Genomic DNA, 18,487 nt, shown 5'->3' with positions numbered 1-18,487 from the left:
AATATTTATGCTGTCTCTACCTTAGTACATCAAAACAAACAAAATGAAAAACATTATATATACGCTTCTTACTTTAATACTATTTACACCATCATTATCATTTGCACAAGATTTTGATTACGATGGTATGTTTGATAAATGGGAAAACAAAGAACTTTCGGAAGAAGAACGGCTAAAATCATTCCATTCCATTTTGGAGTATCAAATTAAGCCTTCAAGTCGACTGCCAGAAGAGTATAAACACAAATTGTACGACGCTTTAGATAGTGCCCTGACCCTCGAAGAAAAATATAAGGACAATCAGTATCGTTATACATTTTTGTTCTTCAAGATTATCTATGAAGTATCTGAACTGCAACAAATTGATAATGAAAAGTGCACTCAGTTAGATGAACTAATGAATTTGGCTATAATGACAAATAAAGCGCAAAATATTATTAATGCGATAGCATACACCACCGGGCTTAATATGGCATGTGAAAACCCGAAATATAGCGATGACTATTTAATGGCATTGTTAGAAGAACAGCTGGATCGAGAAAATTCTAAGCTAGAAAATGAACAGAACAATCTAGGTGATGAACAATTGCAAAAACTTAATAGCCAATTAATAATGGATAATATAACGGATAATTTGACTACAGGACTCATATTTAATGCACGTTCCGAATATCCAAAGGCCTTAAAACACTATCTCAAAGGTTTGCAGCTCGCTAAAAAATTTGATGTGAAGAATGAGTGGATCACTTTTAGTTTTCAATCTGTGGGAGATATTCACATGGATATTGGTAACTACCAGGAGGCTGAGAAATATTTTATGGAACAAGCTGAATCTGCCAAAGCATTAGACCTTACCTTAGCTAAAGGTTCAGCTAATATAGAGCTATCAAAGCTCTACTTAAAAATGAATAGACCCACGGATGCGTTAGAAAAGGCGGAAAAGGCCATTTCGATAATGGTGCCGGAGGCAGATTCCGATCCTTTATGCAACTCTTGTGCACATGAGGCATATACCGCTGAAGCGGGCGCTTATAATGTGATGGGAGACCATGAAAAAGCCCTGGACAAATTATTAAAAATAAAAAATCATTACGAGGACCTTAATTCAGGAGCTTCACCTTATGGATCTGCTTATTATTATACGGAATTGGCTGCCACTTATCTTGCTTTAAAAGACTTTAAAAAAAGTATAGCGATAGCTAAAAAAAGCTTATCGTTCAAGTCCGGACAAAACTTAAATGAAGCCAAACGCGCCAATGAAATCATCTATAAATCACAAAAGGCACTTGGCAACTTCCAACAATCATTAAACGCCTATGAGAAACAAGTTGCCATTAAAGATTCCATGACTGTGCTTAGAAATGCACAAGAAGTAACACGTTTAGAGCTGGAAAGTACTTTTCAACAAAAACAATTGAAGGATGAACTGGCGTTTCAAGAAGAATTAAGTGCTCAAAAGAACACCAAAAACTTACTTTTAGCTTTAGGTATTGGTGCATTATTATTTGCACTAGGCTTGTTCTTTCGTTTGAGGCATTCGAGAAGGACGGAGAAAATTATAGAAGCTGAAAAACAAAAAGCACAAGCTTCAGAACGAGCTAAGCATCAATTCTTAGCAAATATGAGCCATGAAATTCGTACGCCTATGAACGCCATTAAAGGCATGACGGATATTTTGATAAGGCGTCAACCCAAAGCCGATCAAACAGAATATTTAGAAGGAATTAAACAGTCATCAGACGCTCTATTGGTCATTATCAATGATATTCTAGATATCTCTAAAATTGAAGCCAATAAAATTGAGTTGGAGCATGAGACTTTTTCTGTTTCCGTCTTGGTGAACAATGTTCACTCTGTTATGGAATTTAAGGCTGAAGAGAAAGGCCTGGAATTGAAGAAAAGCATCCCCTCTGAAAATTTAACCGTAAAGGGTGACGCCGCACGTTTGCGTCAAATCCTGTTTAACTTAATTGGGAATGCCATAAAGTTTACGGAAAAAGGAGTCGTTACCACAAAAATCACTTCAGAAAAAGAAGGGGACACATTGCATCTTCATTTTACCGTTTCTGATACGGGTATCGGCATTGAGGAAGATAGAATTGAAAAGATATTCAGATCCTTTGAACAAGCCTATAGCGATACGAGCCGAAAGTTTGGGGGGACAGGATTGGGCTTAAGTATTTCTAAGAAGCTAGTAGAACTGCAGAAGGGTAAAATTTGGGTAGAAAGTGAAAAAGGAAAAGGCAGTCGGTTTCATTTCATGATTCCTTATGAAATTTCTGAAGACCTAATAGAACAAGTTCAAGAGGAAACTTCCGCCAGCAATACTGACCAACTAAAAGGCATTCAGGTACTATTGGTTGAAGACAATCAGTTCAATGCCGTCGTGGCAAAAGAAGAATTGGAAGACGCCATTGAGAATGTCCGGGTAGATCTCGCGGAAAATGGAGCTATTGCCGTAGAGAAAGTGAAATCGAATGCGTACGATGTCATTCTCATGGATGTGCAAATGCCAAAAATGAATGGCTATGAGGCAACTAAAACCATTAGGGCATTTAATGATGACAAATCAAATACCCCAATCATTGCCATGACTGCCAATGTATTAAAGGAAGAAGTAGATAAATGTTACAAAGTTGGGATGAATGATTTTATCGGAAAGCCCTTTGATACGACTGAATTATTACATAAGATACATAGCATAAAAATAAAGAATCATGAATAAGAATAATCCGTTAATTTTTATAGTAGATGACGAGCCCTTATTATCTGAAATGCTTTCAGATTATTTCACACAACAATACGCCGGATTCAATATACAGTCGTTTCCAACCGGAGAGGCGTGCTTACAAAATTTAAACAAAAATCCGGACGCCATCGTTTTAGACTACTATTTGAATTCGAAAGAAAAAGACGCTGCGAATGGGATCGATATTTTAAGGGACATCAAGAAACAAAACAAAGCTCTGCCGGTAATTATTCTGTCAAGTCAGAAGAGTTATGCTACAGCGGCAAAAACCATCATGTATGGTGCCATACATTACGTTATTAAAGGCCAGGAAGCTTTCGATGAAATTTATCAACTCATAAAAGCAAATGTTTAGATGGTTGATTTAAGTTTTTTAGAGAAATTCACAAAAGGTGATGCAAAAAAAATGAAGCGTTACATTTCATTGTATCTTGATGTTGCTCCAAAAACTTTTGAAGAAATGCAACGTAATGTTGATGATCGAGATTGGGAGCAACTTCGTATTAACGCGCATTCATTAAAACCTCAAACTGATTTTATGGGAATTACATCCCTAAAAGATGTCTTAGTTAAAATAGAAGAAGCAGTTAAAGAGAAAAAGCTAGACGATATAAATAAATACTTTTCTCAGGCGAAGGGTATCTCCATTAATTCAATTAATTCACTTAAAGATGTTTTAATTGATTTGACATAAAACGGCAACAATTAAAACAAAAAACCAATATTATGAAAAACATACTTACACAAAAATCAAGATGGATATTATTCGGGTTATCAATATGCATATGGCCTATTTTTGGGCAAAACAATACTTCACAGAGCGACTTTATAGAAATCGAAGGCTATAAATATGAATATAAATTGGCAGGTATGAACCATTTAAACGAAAAAAATCATGTAGTGATTTTTGAGTCGGGATTAGGAGAAGACCTCAATAGTTTCAATGTTGTTTACGACAGTTTATCTAAATTTACACCCGTATTTGCCTACTCCCGCTCTGGGTTAGGCAACTCCGAACAAAACAATGTCGCACCTACGCCTCTTAATAGTGCTAAACTTTTACAAAAACTAACAAAACATTTAAAGCTCCCCGAACCTTATATTCTTGTTGGACATTCTTGGGGTGGTGCGATTATTAGAACCTATGCAGGACATTTTCCAACCGAAGTTAAAGGCTTAATATATGTAGACCCGAATGATTTTATGCGGAATAAAGAAGAAAGAGATCGGAAATGGTTAGATCTAAAAATTGACCCTAAAGTAGCGAATGAATTTATTGAGGATAGTTTTAAAGTATATTTAAAAGAAATGATGGCAAGCGGAAAAATAGAGGAAAAATCAGGCATCCTTTTAGAATTGGATGAGACAACCAAATTTCACAAACGCCTTGTAGAAGATAGGCAACTTGGTGTTGAGCCCGAAAAACCTATGGTAGTTTTTGCTGGATTAAAAATACCCGAAACGGTTCCTCCTGTACCGAAAGGGTTTGTAAAACCTTGGAAAGATGATGCTGAATTTTTCAAAGTAAAAAATAAAGATCGTGTACGGCATTTGACAGAATGGATGTTGAAATTAAATGATTGTGAACTGATTTTTTCCACAAATGCTTCTCATTATTTCCATTATGAAGAACCAGTACTAGTCATTCAAGGAATTCAGAGAATAATTAATTTAAAATAACTGTTACCAACATTGGCTATAAGTAATTGCTTTTTCCGCCTACTTCTAAAAATCCTCGCAGATTTTTAGTTTAGTGTGTACTTGCAAAATTAACCGCTAAACCACACAACTACTCATAGTCGAGACCGTTAAAAAGGCGCTCGATGAAGTTTCATCAAGCGCCTTTTTATAATTCTAAATATCTATTTAATTATTAGCCTTTTAACCATGCTTCACGCAGTTCTTTTTGTGCTGGGGTGGCATCAGCTTTTTCTAAAAGCCCTTCACCTGTTACAAAGGTTTTAGTGGCTTTAGTCTTAATCTCAATTTCTTTTCCATCACGTACTAAAACAACATCAACATCTTGCCCTGGCTTCCACATGTAAATTTCCTGCAAAATATCATTAGCATTTTTGAAAGTTAATGCCTTTCCGCCTACAGATTTAATGATATCATTAGGCTTAGCACCATTTTCTACCCAAAAGCTATTATCTGATACCATATCCGTAAAAAAGATAACCCCCTTAGCAGGATCTCCTGATAAAATCGGTGCCCCATTCATAATGATATAGTTTCCTTCCACTTTTCCTTTACGGATTTCTAAACCAACTTTATCAAAATATTCCGAATAATTAATCGGAATATCACCTTTTACATGGGTGTTAAAAAACTCACCTAAAGAAGGATAAGTCATGCTTACAATTTCATCAAATAACTTGTCATCTTCAAATGGTTTGTCTTTACCATATTTATTCGATAACTCTTTCATAAGCGATAAAATACCACGTTGTCCATTACTCTCTTCACGCATGATGATATCAACACACATCCCAATTAAAGCGCCTTTTTGGTAAACGTTTAAATACTGACTTTTATAAGGCTCTTTAATAACATTTTCACTCATTAAAGTAAAGCTCATGGTATCATCCATTTGTTTTGAATAATTTACTTTTTTCATGATATCACTGTAAAATTCAGCTTCATCAACTAAACCTTCATGCACTTGGAATAAGGTTGCAAAATATTCTGTTACCCCCTCGTACATCCATAAATGCTTTGAGAATGTCGGATTCGCATAATCAAAGTATTGAACATCTTCAGAATGTACACTTAAAGGTGTTACAATATGAAAAAACTCATGAGAAACTACATCAATCATACTTTCAGCTAAGGCTTCATCAGGCATGGCATCTGCAAAAACAACCACGGTAGAAGTATGGTGCTCTAAGGCCCCAAAACCTTTCGGCGAATCGTCTTTTCCTTCCGATAAGTATAAGAAAATATCATATCTAGGGGTTGAATTGATATCACCTAAAAATGCTTTTTGAGCTTTCATCATTTTATAAACCGTTTCTTTTAACGATTTTGCTGAATGCTTTTTACTAGGAGAATACACACTTAATACGATGTTGATATCTCCAACTTGAAAGGTTTCTACATCCAAATCACCATACATTAAAGGGTTATCGGTAATCTCGAAATATGTATCTGCGCTATAACTTGCAGTCGTTGATTTACCGTCGTCACTAGTTTTAGTTCCAACCTCATGTAAAGCCGAAGAACGCACAAAAGTAGAAGGACTCGAAATATCTACTTTGTATTGGTTTGTTTTCAACGAATCGAAATAACCAATAAAACCATGTAAGTTTAATACAAAATTTTGGTCTTCAATATTGGTTCCCGATGGCGAAAACGGAGTGTCATGGCCAATACCTCCTACTTCTTCGATATCAAAAGTATCGTTAACTAAGTAAGTGATTTTATCTAATTCCTTAGCATTAGAGATGGTCCATGTATTGGCATCTACATTTTTAACAGGTATTTCATTGCCATCGTAATCGTAAGCTTTTATATCATCTACATATTTTCCAAAATCGCTAACCGCATAGGTACCTTGAACCACTTTTGGCAATCTATAAGTTACTTGATCTACAGTAAAACGGCCCGGATCAATAGTTACTGGCACACGGTCGTTATTAATATTTACTAAGTCCAACGAAGTTTCAATTGGCGTGTTCACAGCAAGATCGTTCCCTGATATTTTTTTTGTACCACAACTGGCCAATAGCAAGCCTGTAAATGTCAAGGCCAAAATTTTGTTTTTCATGTAATATGTTTTTTGTTAAAATTGATGCGCAAAATACAACTCTGAAACGGTAGGTTTAACTAAGGTTTTGTTAAATTCGCAGGATGCAAACACCGCTTGTTAGTATATTAATACCGTTTAAAAATACTGAAAATTTCATTACGAATTGCCTTACGTCGATAATACAACAAAGTTATACCCATTGGGAATTACTTATTGTAGATGACCATTCAACTGATGGAAGTTTCCAAATCGTAGAACAATTTGCTTCAAAAGATCATCGGATTAAACTTTTAAAAAACGACGGACAAGGTATTATTGACGCTTTACGACTCGCATTTCAACACAGTACTGGCGAATTAGTTACTCGTATGGATAGCGACGACATTATGCGTCCTAACAAAATTGAAGTTTTAGTGCATCAATTATTGACTTACGGAAAAAAGCATGTCGCTCTTGGTCAGGTTCATTATTTTGCTGAAGACGGCATTAAAGCAGGCTATAAAAGTTATGAAACATGGCTAAACGCCTTGACTGAAAAAGGTACCAATTATTCTGAAATCTATAAAGAGTGTGTCATCCCCTCCCCTTGTTGGATGATTCATCGTGAAGACTTAATAGCTTGTGATGCCTTTAATTCGAATCGTTACCCTGAGGATTACGACCTGGCTTTTCGCTTTTACAAGCACGATTTTAAATGTATTCCTTGTGATACCGTATTGCATGAGTGGCGCGATTACAGCTATCGGACTTCCCGAACTCATGTGCATTATGCTGAAAACCATTTTATAGATCTCAAGTTAAATTATTTTTTGGAACTCGATTATAACCACAATAAAACATTGGTGATTTGGGGCGCTGGCAAAAAAGGAAAAACCATTGCCAAAGCCTTAACAACTTTAAATATCCCTTTTGTATGGATTTGCGATAATCCTAAAAAAATTGGTAAAGATATATACGGCACGCTTTTAAAACCTTTTAAGGCTTTAGAAACTATTAAATCACCACAAAGCATTATTACGGTTGCCAATAAAACGGAACAAAAAGTCATTTTAGAATACATGAATTCATTAAAACTAAAAGCTATTGAAGACTATGTTTTCTTTTGTTAATGACAAAAAATTATGTAGGTTTGACTAATCCAAATGAGATATGCAGTTTAAACACCCCGAACTTCTTTACGCCTTATTTTTACTGCTTATTCCTATTATTGTTCACCTATTTCAACTTCGAAAATTTCAGCGTGAAGATTTTACCAATGTCTCTTTTTTAAAAGAAGCCACTTTACAAACAAGAAAGAGTGCGATTATAAAAAAATGGCTTGTCCTTATCACCCGTTTACTGCTTTTAGCGGCTCTGGTTTTCGCTTTTGCACAACCCTATACCTCCAAAAAAAATGTTTTTAACAAGGAAAAAGAAACGGTAATCTATTTGGACAACTCCTTTAGTATGCAAGCCAAAGGCCAACAAGGGAGCCTATTAAAACGTGCCGTACAAGATATTATCGCCAACGTAGATAACAATCAAAATATCAGTGTTTTTACCAACGATCAGGTTTTTAAAAACACCACGATAACTGGGATAAAAAACGACTTATTAAAACTCGATTATACCGCCAATCCCTTAACTGCGCATGCCGCTATATTAAAAAGTAAAACACTTTTTAGTAACCGAACAGACCACTTAAAAAACTTGGTGTTTATTTCTGATTTTCAACAAGACAACTCCAGTTTACAGATTGAATCGGACACGCTAATGCCTATCAACCTTGTAAAACTTAGCCCGATAAACGGCAATAATGTTTCTATTGATTCGGCTTACATTTCTAAAACAAACGCAACACATGTAGAGCTTACCGTTAAACTAAAAAACAGCGGAACAAACATTGAAAATTTACCCATTTCACTGTTCAACAATCAAAAATTAATTGCAAAAACATCTATAACCCTCAATAAAACAGGAGAAACTACCTTTTCCTTACCTGCCAATCAACCCATAATTGGGAAAATTTCTATTGAAGATACAGGCTTACAGTTTGATAATCATTTACATTTTAACATCAACAAAGCCACAAAAATTAATGTTTTAGCCATCAATCATACTGATGATGATTTCCTAAAACGCATTTACACCAAGGATGTTTTCAACTACACAGGAACGGAAGAAAAACAATTAAGTTTTAACCTTATTGACCAACAACATCTTATCATTCTAAACGAATTAAAAACGCTATCAACAGCTTTAATTACAGCTTTAAAACAGTTTTCAAACCAAGGTGGCTCTATAATTATTATCCCTTCAAAGGACATTCAGATAAGTTCCTATAACCAGTTTTTAAATCCGTTTGGCACGCAATTATCAAAAGAGCACAATTCAGAAAAAAGCATTACAAGTATAAATTATAGTCACCCGCTATTTAACAACGGTGTTTTTGAAAAGCAAGTAAAGAACTTTCAATACCCTAAAGTTTCAAGTTTTTACGAACTAACATCGAATCGTGGTGCTTCAGCTTTACAATTTGAAGACGGCAAATCTTTTTTATCACAAACCGGTCAAGTTTATGTATTTGCTTCAGCATTAAATCAAGAAAATTCAACTTTTAAAAACTCACCACTTATTGTTCCTACAATGTTTAATATTGGTAAACAAAGTTTTAAAATTCCGAATTTATACTATACAATTGGTCTTGAAAACAGTTTTGATGTAGACACACAAATGCAACAAGATGCGGTATTATCTTTGGTGAAAAATGATATCCACTTGATTCCGAGACAGCAATACTTCAACAATAAAGTGGTTATTAAAACCTCTGAAGACCCTACAAAAGATGGTATTTATGCCATTATGAACACCAACGACACCATAAAACGTGTGAGTTTTAATTACGATAGAAAAGAAAGCGATTTAAGTTACCGCAATTTATCTGATTTAAAACAGGTAACTATAAGCGACTCGGTGACTAAAATTTTTGACAGCATAAAAAGTGACACAAAAATTAATGCCCTATGGAAATGGTTTGTTATTTTTGCACTAGCGTTATTGATTATTGAAATGCTCATCTTAAAATTCTTTAAATGAACATACTTATAAAATCGGCCACGATAATAGATTCTAAAAGCGAATTTCACAATGCTTCTCAAGATTTATTAATCGAAAATGGTGTGATTACTAAGATTGCCACAAGCATAAAAAATCCTAATAATTATCAAGAAATTCAACTTGACAACCTTCATATTTCACAAGGATGGTTTGATAGTGGTGTTAGTTTTGGCGAACCTGGATGGGAAGAGCGCGAAACGATTGCTAACGGATTAAAAACTGCGGCACTTTCTGGATTTACAGCTGTTGCATTAAATGCTAATAGCAATCCAGTTATCGACTCGAATGCCGACATCACGTTTATAAAAGCAAAATCCCAAAATAACGCGGTGAATCTTTTACCTATTGGTGCTTTAACAGTTTCTAGTAAAGGAGAAGATTTAGCCGAACTTTTTGATATGAGTTCTGCGGGAGCTGCAGCTTTTTACGATTATAAAAGACCGATTTCCAATCCGAATTTAATGAAAATAGCTTTGCAGTATGCTGCTAATTTCGACGGATTAGTTTGTTCGTTCCCTCAAGAAAATAAAATTGCTGGTAAAGGTGTGGTTCATGAGCATATTGCAAGCACGCGATTAGGTTTAAAAGGCATACCAGCTTTAGCTGAAGAAATGCAAATTTCAAGAGATTTGTTTTTGTTAGAATACACAGGCGGAAAGCTTCATATTCCAACCATTTCTACAGCCCGTTCGGTAGCTTTAATTCGTGAAGCCAAAAAGAAAAAACTGGATGTTACCTGTAGTGTTGCCATTCATAACTTAATTTTCACGGATGAAGCCCTAAGCGACTTCAACACCCACTTTAAAGTGCTGCCTCCTCTACGTACCCAAGAAGATGCCGATGTGCTTATTGAAGGCGTTAAAGACGGTACTATCGATATGGTAACTACCGACCATAACCCTTTAAATATCGAATTGAAAAAAATTGAATTCGACTATGCCGATTACGGAACCATAGGTTTAGAAAGTGCTTTTGGCGCCTTACAAAAACTATTTACAACTAAGAAAACCATCGATATTTTAACACGCGGAAAAGGCCGTTTTGGACTGGAACAAACACCTATAAAAGAAGGTACTGTTGCTAACCTCACGCTTTTTAATCCGAATACCAAATCGACATTTACTAAAGCTGATATACTTTCAAAATCAAAGAATGCCATTTTTGAAAACGAAAGTTTAAACGGATACGTTTACGGCATTATCGCTAATCAACAAGCGGTATTAAAATCATAATTAAATGACAGAGCAGGATATAGAAAATGGGCGTAAAAATGCCATAATTAGTTATATAACTATTTTTGGTGTGATTATCGCCTACTATTTAAACAATGAAAAGCCTAGTGTTTTTGCTAGTTTCCACATCCGACAATCCCTAGGACTTTGGCTAACTTTTTTTGCCCTTGGTTATATTGTAGGTGCCTTTGATAGCTGGCTTATCACCTCTGCCTTTTATCTGTTCTTTGCCGTGCTTTTTATTTTTGGCTTTTCAAATGCCTTAACCAGAAAAACACAGCCAGCACCTTTAGTTGGCGCTTTTTATCAAAAAATATTTGCAAATATTGGAATATAACATGGAAAACACATCACTTTCTTTACAACACCTAATTAGAGAATCTAGTTTAACCGAAAATGCACCATTATTAATCATGATGCATGGTTATGGTAGTGATGAAAATGATTTGTTTTCGTTTGCTAGCGAACTACCAAAAGAACTGTTTATCATTTCTGTTAAAGCACCCTACCCTATGGCTCCGTACGGAAACGCTTGGTATGCCATAAACTTCGATGCCGAAAAAGGCAAGTGGAATGATATTGAGCAAGCAAAACAATCACGCGATTTAATTGCCAATTTTATTGATGAAGCTGTTGAGGCTTATCCTGTAAATAAAAATAATGTGTCACTTTTAGGCTTTAGCCAAGGTAGCATTTTAAGCTATGGTGTGGCTCTTAATTATCCTGAAAAGGTTAAAAACATCGTGGCTTTAAGTGGTTATTTGATTCAAGATATTTTCCCTGATGATATCGCTTCAAAAGACTACTCAAACTTAGATTTCTATTGTTCACACGGTAGCGTAGATCAAGTAATTCCTGTGGAATGGGCCAGACAAACAGCACCTTTTTTAAACGATTTAAATATTAAAAATCAATATTCTGAATTTCCTGTTGGTCATGGTGTAGCACCTCAAAATTTTCATGAGTTCAAAGCCTGGCTTACAGAACGCATTGGGTAGTTAGCTGATTGTCACTCCATAAAAAGAGTATAAGTTCAATCAAATTTAAAAGTGAAACTACACGCAAATTATTTATCTTTCTGAATAAATTTCGTGTCCTATAATATCCTTCAGAAATGATAAAAACACCATTAACACTACTTATCATATTAAGTTTTGTATGTAACAGTTTTAGCCAGTCGGTTAAATTCAAACCTGTTAAATACCCCTCAAACTACACTGCTACTATCGATCAGGTTTACACCGAAATAAACGGTTGGCAAGGTCGTATGGATTTATACACCAATTCGACTTCTGAAACACCTACACCTATCGTCATTAATATACATGGCGGCGGTTGGGAATCTGGGCAAAAAGAATCACAAACTGGTTTTGGTACATTCTTTAAAAAAGGCTATGCTGTGGCAAATGTGGAATATCGTTTAACAGATGTTGCTCCTGCTCCTGCAGCTATACAAGATGTGAGATGTGCATTAATTTACATTTACAAACACGCCAAGTCACTCAATGTTGACACCGATAAAATTGTGATCATGGGTGGTTCTGCTGGAGGTCATCTTGCTCTTATGGCAGGTTTATTAGGAAACAACAAAAAGTTTGATACTAACTGTAATTACAAAGGCACCATAAAAGTTGCCGCTATTATCGACGAATATGGACCAGCAGATTTAACCGTTTTACATCACGATGGTTCGGCTAAAAGATGGTTAAGTAATCATTACCTCAACACAGAATTCGTGAAATCGGTTTCACCCATGTACTATGTTTCTAAGGATAGTCCGCCTACCTTCATTGTTCATGGCGACAAGGACCCTACGGTGCCTTATTCACAATCGGTTAAGCTTTATAATAAATTAAAAGCACAAGGTGTTAAAACAGAGTTTATGACGGTTAAAGGCGGGAAACACGGTAATTTTTCAAGATCACAAAAATCGGATTTCGGCAAATTTGTGTGGCCGTTTTTGGAGTCGTTGGGGTTGTGAATGTTAGAGTTTTAAAGTTGAAAAGTTTCAAAGTTACAGAGTATCAAAGTTGCATAGTTGCATAGTTGCAAAAACTTAAAGTTTTAGAGCTGAAAGACCCGTCGACAAGCTCAGGGTGACATATAATGATCCGATAGCGTGGTATTAGTCAAATTATGGACAATCCAGCTAAGATTTCTATATAAAGCCAATACAATAGACCTACTTCAACTCTTAACTTTTAACTTTTAACTTTTAACAAACCTACATAAAAACTTCAATACACTTAGCACCTTCAGATTTAAGTGTTACGTTGTTAATACTTGCTGGCAAAAGGATGGTTTCTCCTCTATTAATACTGTAAGTTGAATTATTACACTGAAGTTCTACGTCACCTTCAACACAAATATAAATCACAAAGGAATCTAAATTGGTAAAATCACGATTTATAGAGACATCGACATCAATGATATTGGTTTTAAAATAGGGTGAATTTACAAGAGTATGCGCTTCGTTTTTTGCTGTTTTGTATGCCGTTTTATAGGTGTCGTGAACTTTATAATCTAAAACATCAATCGCTAAATCGTTGTGTAAATCACGTTTCTTTCCTGTTTTAGAGTCTACACGATCGTAATCGTAAATACGATATGTGATATCGGAAGTTTGTTGTATTTCCGCCAACAAAACCCCTGCTCCAATAGCGTGAACACGCCCTGTAGGAATGTAAAACGTATCACCACTCTGTACCGTTTCATGGTGCATCACATCTAAAATTGTATTATTTTCTAGGTGTGTTTTGTATGCTTCTTTACTTATTTCTTTGTCGAAACCTACAATGAGTTCGGCATTTTCATCAGCTTGCATAACATACCACATTTCATTTTTTCCAAAGGAATTATGACGCTCTTTGGCTATTTCATTACTTGGATGTACTTGAACAGATAAAGGTGTTTTAGCATCAATAAACTTGATTAGTAAAGGGAAGTCTTCACCAAAGGCTTCATACACCTTCTTACCTACAAAATCGCCTTGATAGGTTTTAATCAGATCCTTTAAAGTACTGCCTTGTAAGGCGCCACGAGTCACTACGGTTTCATCTCCAGAAACATCTGAAATCTCCCAAGATTCACCAATACAATCTTCAGTATAATCTTTATGGAGTTGCGTTTTTAGTTTCTCGCCGCCCCAAATACGGTATTTAAATAAAGGGGTAAACTTTAAAGGGTACAATTTCATAAGCCGTTAGTTTTAAAATCTAAAGAATTAGACCTGTTTAACACAAAACTAACCATTTTTAAACTAAAATCAAGTTCGATTAACGTCTTCGACCTCCAGAGTACTCCATGGCATCCCCTTTTCCGAAGCCGTAGCTAAATCCGAAGGTTACAAAGCGACCCTGTTGCCTGTGGCTATAGGCTTCAAAATCATCTTGAATGGTCACCGCTTCATTGTATCGCGATTCAAATAAATCACGTACACTCATGCTTAAAACGCCTTTACCTTTTAAAATCTTTTTACGTAAACCTAAATCTAAAAAAGCAATAGCACTTACTTCACTTTGTAAGGTCCGGTAGGCTGAATTATAATTAGAAGTCGCTTCAAAATCAATATCAGCAGGTAATTTCAATTTGGCTAAGATTTTATAATTCCATTGGTTTCCCTTAAAATCGAATACCGTAGATTCATAACTCCCTTCACGAACAAAACGGTTGTAGTTGAAATCGACATTAAAGCTCAACCAATGTACTGGCGTATATTTGGTATTAAACTCAATACCAACCGTACTATTGGTTCCAATGTTTTCAGGACGTGTTATAATCACATTATCTGCCGAGGTTTGTACACGCTCAATCACCTCTGTGGTGTATCTGTGAAACAAACCAAAGTTTAGTGATGTATTTCCTACCTCAAAAATACTGGTGATTTCATAAGAATCTGTAAACTCCGGCTGTAGGTCAGGATTTCCTTGACGGATATTAAAATTATTTCTAATGTTGAAAAACGGATTCAAATCCCAAAGTCGTGGGCGGTAAATACGGTTAGAGTATCCGGCTTGCAAAGAAATAGCATCTGAAACCTTGTAAGAGGTATGAATACTAGGAAACAGGTTGGAGTAATCCTGACTATTGTCCTCATCGGTATCTACTAAATAGGTATCTACCTGAGTGTACTCGTATCTTAAACCAGGTTTAACACCCCATTTGCCATTCTTATATGCTCCAGTGGCATAAACCCCCAGTACATTTTGATCAAATTCAAAGGTATTAGTAAGCCCTACATTCGTTTCATAATTACCATTTATTAAATCCTGAACCTCATAGTCATTACTCACATCATTCATCACATATTGAGCTCCAGTTTCTATACTCCATTTTTCAGAAAACGGTTTGGTATAATCTATTTTAAAAGTAAAGGTGTTTTCACCAAAATCGGTTCTGGTTTTCTGAGAAGCATCTCTATCGGCACCAAAAATAGTTTCATCGTTGAAGGTGGAGTTTTGGTCTTTACTAAACGAGCGCCCCGTTGCACTAATTAATAAATCATGGTCTTCATGATCTTTAAAGTCTCTTTTATACTGTAATTCATATTGCCATTTTGGATTGGAAGCTTCGGTAGTTTCTTGACGCGTCCATTCCGATTCTAAGACTTCATTAATATCAAACTGTTGAAAATTGTTGTTAGACGGCTGATCTTCATCTTCGAAGGCATAATTCCCCGAAAGGGTAATTACATTGAGGTCGTTAATATAATAGTCGGTACCTAAAGTGATTGTATAAAATTTTTCGTTCCTATACTCTTCTCCCGTATTATACAAGGTGGTATTATCATCCAAATCTTCATTGATATAAATATTGTCCTGCGGTCTAGAACGCTTTCCTAAGCCCATTTGCGTAAACAAGTTGAATTTCTCTGAACGTTTATTTAAACTCACACCTACACTATTATTATCTGGCACACCAGCGTTTAAACTCACTGAGCCATTCACCCCTTTACGCTCTTCTTTTTTGATAACAATATTGATAATTCCAGAAGTTCCCTCAGCTTCATATTTTGCTGAGGGGTTGGTAATCACTTCAATTTTTTCGATCATGTCGGAAGTAATACTACCCAAAGAGCCGGAGTCTTCCGTTAAAATAGAAGGTTTTCCATTGATTAACACCTGAACCCCCTGACTGCCTCTTAAACTAATATCGCCATCAATATTGACACTTACAGAAGGCACATTACCTAGTACTTCTAAAGCACTGGCCCCGGTGTTACTAATATCTCTTCCAACATTAAAAACACGCTTATCTAACTTAAATTCGTTTCTAGACACCTCTGCACGAACCACCACTTCGCTTAATTGCTCGGCATCTTCAGTTAATAGAATAACGCCAAGATCTACCGTATTTTTCTGAATATCAAAGGTTTTAATAGTTTTGGAGATGAATCCCATATAGCTCACTTCAACATAAAACTCCTTAACTGAAGTATCTAAATCAAAATGTCCTTCATCGTCGGTAATAGATCCGGTGATCGCCTTTTTAGTGGTGATATCGACAATAGCCACTGTTGCGAAAGCTAAGGGTTGTTTGCTATTTTCTTCAACAACCTGACCTTTAATTTGAATGTTTTGAGCCGAACTTTTTAAACCCATAAACAAGGTTAAACATAATAGTGATAAAATAAAATAGCCTTTTCTGTGATTCATTTTCAATTGCGTTTATGCAAAAATGTTCATTTATTTTCAGAATAACAGATTGTATCCTGCGAACGACAAATTCATTCCAGTAAACGGCAAATCACTCCTTAGATAGCTTGATGATGTAAAAGCAAATGACATCAATTTGACGCTTAATTCTTTCACTGGTTGCACTACAAACACACAAACCTAAATTTACGTTTGCATGATTTATTTGGTTGTTCACAGAAGTTGCTTTTTATTATTCTCGTTTTAATTGTAATTTCGATACATGAGTAAAGCAAAAACGTTTAAAAAAATAACTTGGCAAGAAGTTGTCTTCCAATTTATCCTTCATTTATTGGTTTTTATTTTCTACACTTATGATAGAACAAACAGAACCTTTGAATTTTACCACATTATTTTCTTTTTAAACTATGCTGTTGCGGCTGCCATTATTAGCTACATTTTAATTCCTACTTTTTTCTATAAGAAGAAGTATTTAATATTTACTGCGAATTTAATTTTGGTCATTGTTGCTGTAATTCTTACTGAAGAATTTTTCCTCGAAAAAGTATTTTTCCCCAATACCAAACGGTCTGATACTTTTCCTGGTGTCTTTTTTATGCTTGCCGATATTCTACCTGTTATCGCCATTTTATCAGGATTTAAATTCACTTGGGACGCCATTGTAAAACAACGCCAGGTTGAGAAATTGACCTCACACATTCAAGAAAGTGAGCTGCAGTTTTTAAAATCACAAATTAACCCGCATTTCCTATTTAATAACTTAAACAACTTGTATTCGTACGCCATTGAAGCCTCTCCTAAAACTCCTGTAATTATTTTAGAACTGAGTTCGGTATTGCGATATATGCTTTACGAGTGTAAAGCGCGATATGTGTCTATCAGTAAAGAAATAGAACATTTAAAAAATTTCACTCAATTAAATGAACTTCAAATAGAAGAACGTGGTGTCATCAATTTTTCGGTTGAAAATATCAATACGCAGTATGAAATTGCTCCATTGATATTGGTCGTTTTTATTGAAAACGCCTTTAAACATAGTCAATCAGCGCAATCCGAAGACATTAAAATTAACATTGACATTTCCATGACAGATGATGTATTAAATTTTCATTGCAGCAACAATTTTGTACCCATAAACAAACCCGATAATTTAACGCATGGCATCGGTTTGAAAAACGTTAAAAAAAGGTTGGAGCTCCTCTACCCTGATGCCCACCAATTAAAAATTAATGAGGATGATAACTTTTATCAGATTCATTTAACTTTAAAGCTTCATAAAATTGTTTAACTATGACTTGTATTATCATTGAAGACCAACCACCAGCGCAACGTATTTTAAAAAAGTACATTGATGATGTGGATTTCCTTAGTTTAGAAGGTGTTTTCTCTGATGCTATAAAAGCTATGGATTTCCTAAAGGATAACACGGTAGACTTGATGTTTTTAGACATTCATTTACCAAAAATTTCTGGTATTGAGTTTCTTAAAAGTTCAAAACCTTTACCTCAGGTCATTTTAACTACTGCCTTCTCTGAATATGCTTTGGAAAGTTATGAGTTGAATGTGGTTGATTATTTACTAAAGCCCTTTTCGTTTCAGAGGTTTTTTCAGGCTGTATCCAAAGTGACTCCTAAACCTACAGAATTAAGCGCTCAAATTCCATCGGAAATTTTTATTAAGTCAGGTTACGAACATATAAAAGTGGTGATAGATGATATCCTATTTATTGCATCAGATTCCGACTATACTGAAATCATGACCGAAAATAAGAAGTATGTGTCTCACGAGCCGCTACGTCATTGGATAGAAGTTTTGCCTCAGGATCAATTCTATCGTATTCACAAATCTTATATTTTGAACATTCAGAAAATAAAAAAATTAGTAAGCTCTACGGTTTACCTTCAAGGTGATTTTAAAATCCCAATTGGAAGAGTTTACAAAGATAATTTCACTAAAAACATTTTAAAGCTTTAGGGGTTTAAATTAGAAAATGCATTAAAAATTTAAA

The 18,487-nt window shown here is 35.2% G+C and carries 15 protein-coding genes; 12 read left to right on the top strand and 3 right to left on the bottom strand.

The window, feature by feature from the left end; all coding sequences use genetic code 11:
- Positions 1 to 43: 43 nt before the first annotated feature.
- From A6I66_RS03745 to A6I66_RS03730, 4 genes are read left to right on the top strand one after another with little or no spacing between them, the layout of a single operon-like run.
- The gene (locus tag A6I66_RS03745) at positions 44 to 2,725 is read left to right on the top strand and encodes a tetratricopeptide repeat-containing hybrid sensor histidine kinase/response regulator (RefSeq protein WP_067145761.1); all 2,682 of its coding nucleotides are present in this window, start codon (positions 44 to 46) and stop codon (positions 2,723 to 2,725) included.
- Positions 2,718 to 3,104: a response regulator gene (locus A6I66_RS03740; protein WP_067145759.1), complete on the top strand. Its 387-nt coding sequence runs from the start codon at positions 2,718 to 2,720 to the stop codon at positions 3,102 to 3,104. Before A6I66_RS03745 ends, A6I66_RS03740 begins: the two co-directional genes overlap by 8 nt.
- A complete protein-coding gene (locus tag A6I66_RS03735) occupies positions 3,105 to 3,443 on the top strand; it encodes an Hpt domain-containing protein (protein WP_067145757.1) in 339 nt (112 codons plus the stop codon).
- A 32-nt stretch (positions 3,444 to 3,475) separates the two neighbouring features.
- Positions 3,476 to 4,429 (top strand): alpha/beta fold hydrolase, encoded by a 954-nt coding sequence (locus tag A6I66_RS03730; RefSeq protein ID WP_067145755.1) that lies wholly within the window; start codon positions 3,476 to 3,478, stop codon positions 4,427 to 4,429.
- Positions 4,430 to 4,622: 193 nt separating this feature from the next.
- Here the strand turns inward: A6I66_RS03730 and A6I66_RS03725 are convergent, their stop codons facing one another.
- Positions 4,623 to 6,515 carry a M61 family metallopeptidase gene (locus tag A6I66_RS03725; protein ID WP_067145753.1) on the bottom strand — a complete coding sequence of 631 codons (1,893 nt, stop codon included), beginning with the start codon at positions 6,513 to 6,515 and terminating at the stop codon, positions 4,623 to 4,625.
- A gap of 83 nt (positions 6,516 to 6,598) precedes the next feature.
- On the opposite strand from A6I66_RS03725, the gene A6I66_RS03720 reads away from it, so the two are divergent.
- From A6I66_RS03720 to A6I66_RS03695, 6 genes are all read left to right on the top strand, one after another.
- Positions 6,599 to 7,606, top strand: a complete 1,008-nt coding sequence (locus tag A6I66_RS03720) for a glycosyltransferase family 2 protein (RefSeq protein ID WP_067145751.1) — start codon at positions 6,599 to 6,601, stop codon at positions 7,604 to 7,606.
- A gap of 40 nt (positions 7,607 to 7,646) precedes the next feature.
- Entirely contained in the window at positions 7,647 to 9,572 is a 1,926-nt protein-coding gene (locus A6I66_RS03715; RefSeq protein WP_067145749.1) for a BatA domain-containing protein, read from the top strand.
- The gene (locus tag A6I66_RS03710; RefSeq protein ID WP_067145747.1) at positions 9,569 to 10,825 is read left to right on the top strand and encodes a dihydroorotase; all 1,257 of its coding nucleotides are present in this window, start codon (positions 9,569 to 9,571) and stop codon (positions 10,823 to 10,825) included. The genes A6I66_RS03715 and A6I66_RS03710 overlap by 4 nt, the downstream gene beginning before the upstream one ends.
- A gap of 4 nt (positions 10,826 to 10,829) precedes the next feature.
- Complete coding sequence (locus tag A6I66_RS03705; protein WP_067145745.1) at positions 10,830 to 11,162, top strand: hypothetical protein; 333 nt, start codon at positions 10,830 to 10,832, stop codon at positions 11,160 to 11,162.
- Position 11,163: 1 nt separating this feature from the next.
- The gene (locus A6I66_RS03700; RefSeq protein ID WP_067145739.1) at positions 11,164 to 11,823 is read left to right on the top strand and encodes an alpha/beta hydrolase; all 660 of its coding nucleotides are present in this window, start codon (positions 11,164 to 11,166) and stop codon (positions 11,821 to 11,823) included.
- Between the two features lie 116 nt (positions 11,824 to 11,939).
- Positions 11,940 to 12,806 (top strand): alpha/beta hydrolase, encoded by an 867-nt coding sequence (locus tag A6I66_RS03695; RefSeq protein WP_084399442.1) that lies wholly within the window; start codon positions 11,940 to 11,942, stop codon positions 12,804 to 12,806.
- Between the two features lie 243 nt (positions 12,807 to 13,049).
- On the opposite strand, the gene A6I66_RS03690 is transcribed toward A6I66_RS03695, so the two are convergent.
- Complete coding sequence (locus A6I66_RS03690; protein ID WP_067145737.1) at positions 13,050 to 14,021, bottom strand: type I phosphomannose isomerase catalytic subunit; 972 nt, start codon at positions 14,019 to 14,021, stop codon at positions 13,050 to 13,052.
- A 79-nt stretch (positions 14,022 to 14,100) separates the two neighbouring features.
- Entirely contained in the window at positions 14,101 to 16,479 is a 2,379-nt protein-coding gene (locus tag A6I66_RS03685) for an outer membrane beta-barrel family protein (protein WP_067145735.1), read from the bottom strand.
- Positions 16,480 to 16,741: 262 nt separating this feature from the next.
- On the opposite strand from A6I66_RS03685, the gene A6I66_RS03680 reads away from it, so the two are divergent.
- A complete protein-coding gene (locus tag A6I66_RS03680; RefSeq protein WP_067145729.1) occupies positions 16,742 to 17,767 on the top strand; it encodes a sensor histidine kinase in 1,026 nt (341 codons plus the stop codon).
- Between the two features lie 2 nt (positions 17,768 to 17,769).
- The gene (locus A6I66_RS03675; RefSeq protein WP_067145728.1) at positions 17,770 to 18,453 is read left to right on the top strand and encodes a LytR/AlgR family response regulator transcription factor; all 684 of its coding nucleotides are present in this window, start codon (positions 17,770 to 17,772) and stop codon (positions 18,451 to 18,453) included.
- The last annotated feature ends 34 nt before the right edge of the window (positions 18,454 to 18,487 follow it).

The organism is Pseudotamlana agarivorans, assembly GCF_001642835.1.
Taxonomy (GTDB): domain Bacteria; phylum Bacteroidota; class Bacteroidia; order Flavobacteriales; family Flavobacteriaceae; genus Pseudotamlana; species Pseudotamlana agarivorans.
The sequence above is the reverse complement of the archived record's forward strand: the minus strand, read 5'-3'. Positions and strand labels throughout refer to the sequence as shown.

Excerpts from the sequence above, each read along its gene's own strand:
- A6I66_RS03745 (WP_067145761.1), top strand. The coding sequence starts at position 44 with ATGAAAAACATTATATATACGCTTCTTACTTTAATACTATTTACACCA.
- A6I66_RS03740 (WP_067145759.1), top strand. The coding sequence starts at position 2,718 with ATGAATAAGAATAATCCGTTAATTTTTATAGTAGATGACGAGCCCTTA.
- A6I66_RS03735 (WP_067145757.1), top strand. The coding sequence starts at position 3,105 with ATGGTTGATTTAAGTTTTTTAGAGAAATTCACAAAAGGTGATGCAAAA.
- A6I66_RS03730 (WP_067145755.1), top strand. The coding sequence starts at position 3,476 with ATGAAAAACATACTTACACAAAAATCAAGATGGATATTATTCGGGTTA.
- A6I66_RS03725 (WP_067145753.1), bottom strand. The coding sequence starts at position 6,515 with ATGAAAAACAAAATTTTGGCCTTGACATTTACAGGCTTGCTATTGGCC.
- A6I66_RS03720 (WP_067145751.1), top strand. The coding sequence starts at position 6,599 with ATGCAAACACCGCTTGTTAGTATATTAATACCGTTTAAAAATACTGAA.
- A6I66_RS03715 (WP_067145749.1), top strand. The coding sequence starts at position 7,647 with ATGCAGTTTAAACACCCCGAACTTCTTTACGCCTTATTTTTACTGCTT.
- A6I66_RS03710 (WP_067145747.1), top strand. The coding sequence starts at position 9,569 with ATGAACATACTTATAAAATCGGCCACGATAATAGATTCTAAAAGCGAA.
- A6I66_RS03705 (WP_067145745.1), top strand. The coding sequence starts at position 10,830 with ATGACAGAGCAGGATATAGAAAATGGGCGTAAAAATGCCATAATTAGT.
- A6I66_RS03700 (WP_067145739.1), top strand. The coding sequence starts at position 11,164 with ATGGAAAACACATCACTTTCTTTACAACACCTAATTAGAGAATCTAGT.
- A6I66_RS03695 (WP_084399442.1), top strand. The coding sequence starts at position 11,940 with ATGATAAAAACACCATTAACACTACTTATCATATTAAGTTTTGTATGT.
- A6I66_RS03690 (WP_067145737.1), bottom strand. The coding sequence starts at position 14,021 with ATGAAATTGTACCCTTTAAAGTTTACCCCTTTATTTAAATACCGTATT.
- A6I66_RS03685 (WP_067145735.1), bottom strand. The coding sequence starts at position 16,479 with ATGAATCACAGAAAAGGCTATTTTATTTTATCACTATTATGTTTAACC.
- A6I66_RS03680 (WP_067145729.1), top strand. The coding sequence starts at position 16,742 with ATGAGTAAAGCAAAAACGTTTAAAAAAATAACTTGGCAAGAAGTTGTC.
- A6I66_RS03675 (WP_067145728.1), top strand. The coding sequence starts at position 17,770 with ATGACTTGTATTATCATTGAAGACCAACCACCAGCGCAACGTATTTTA.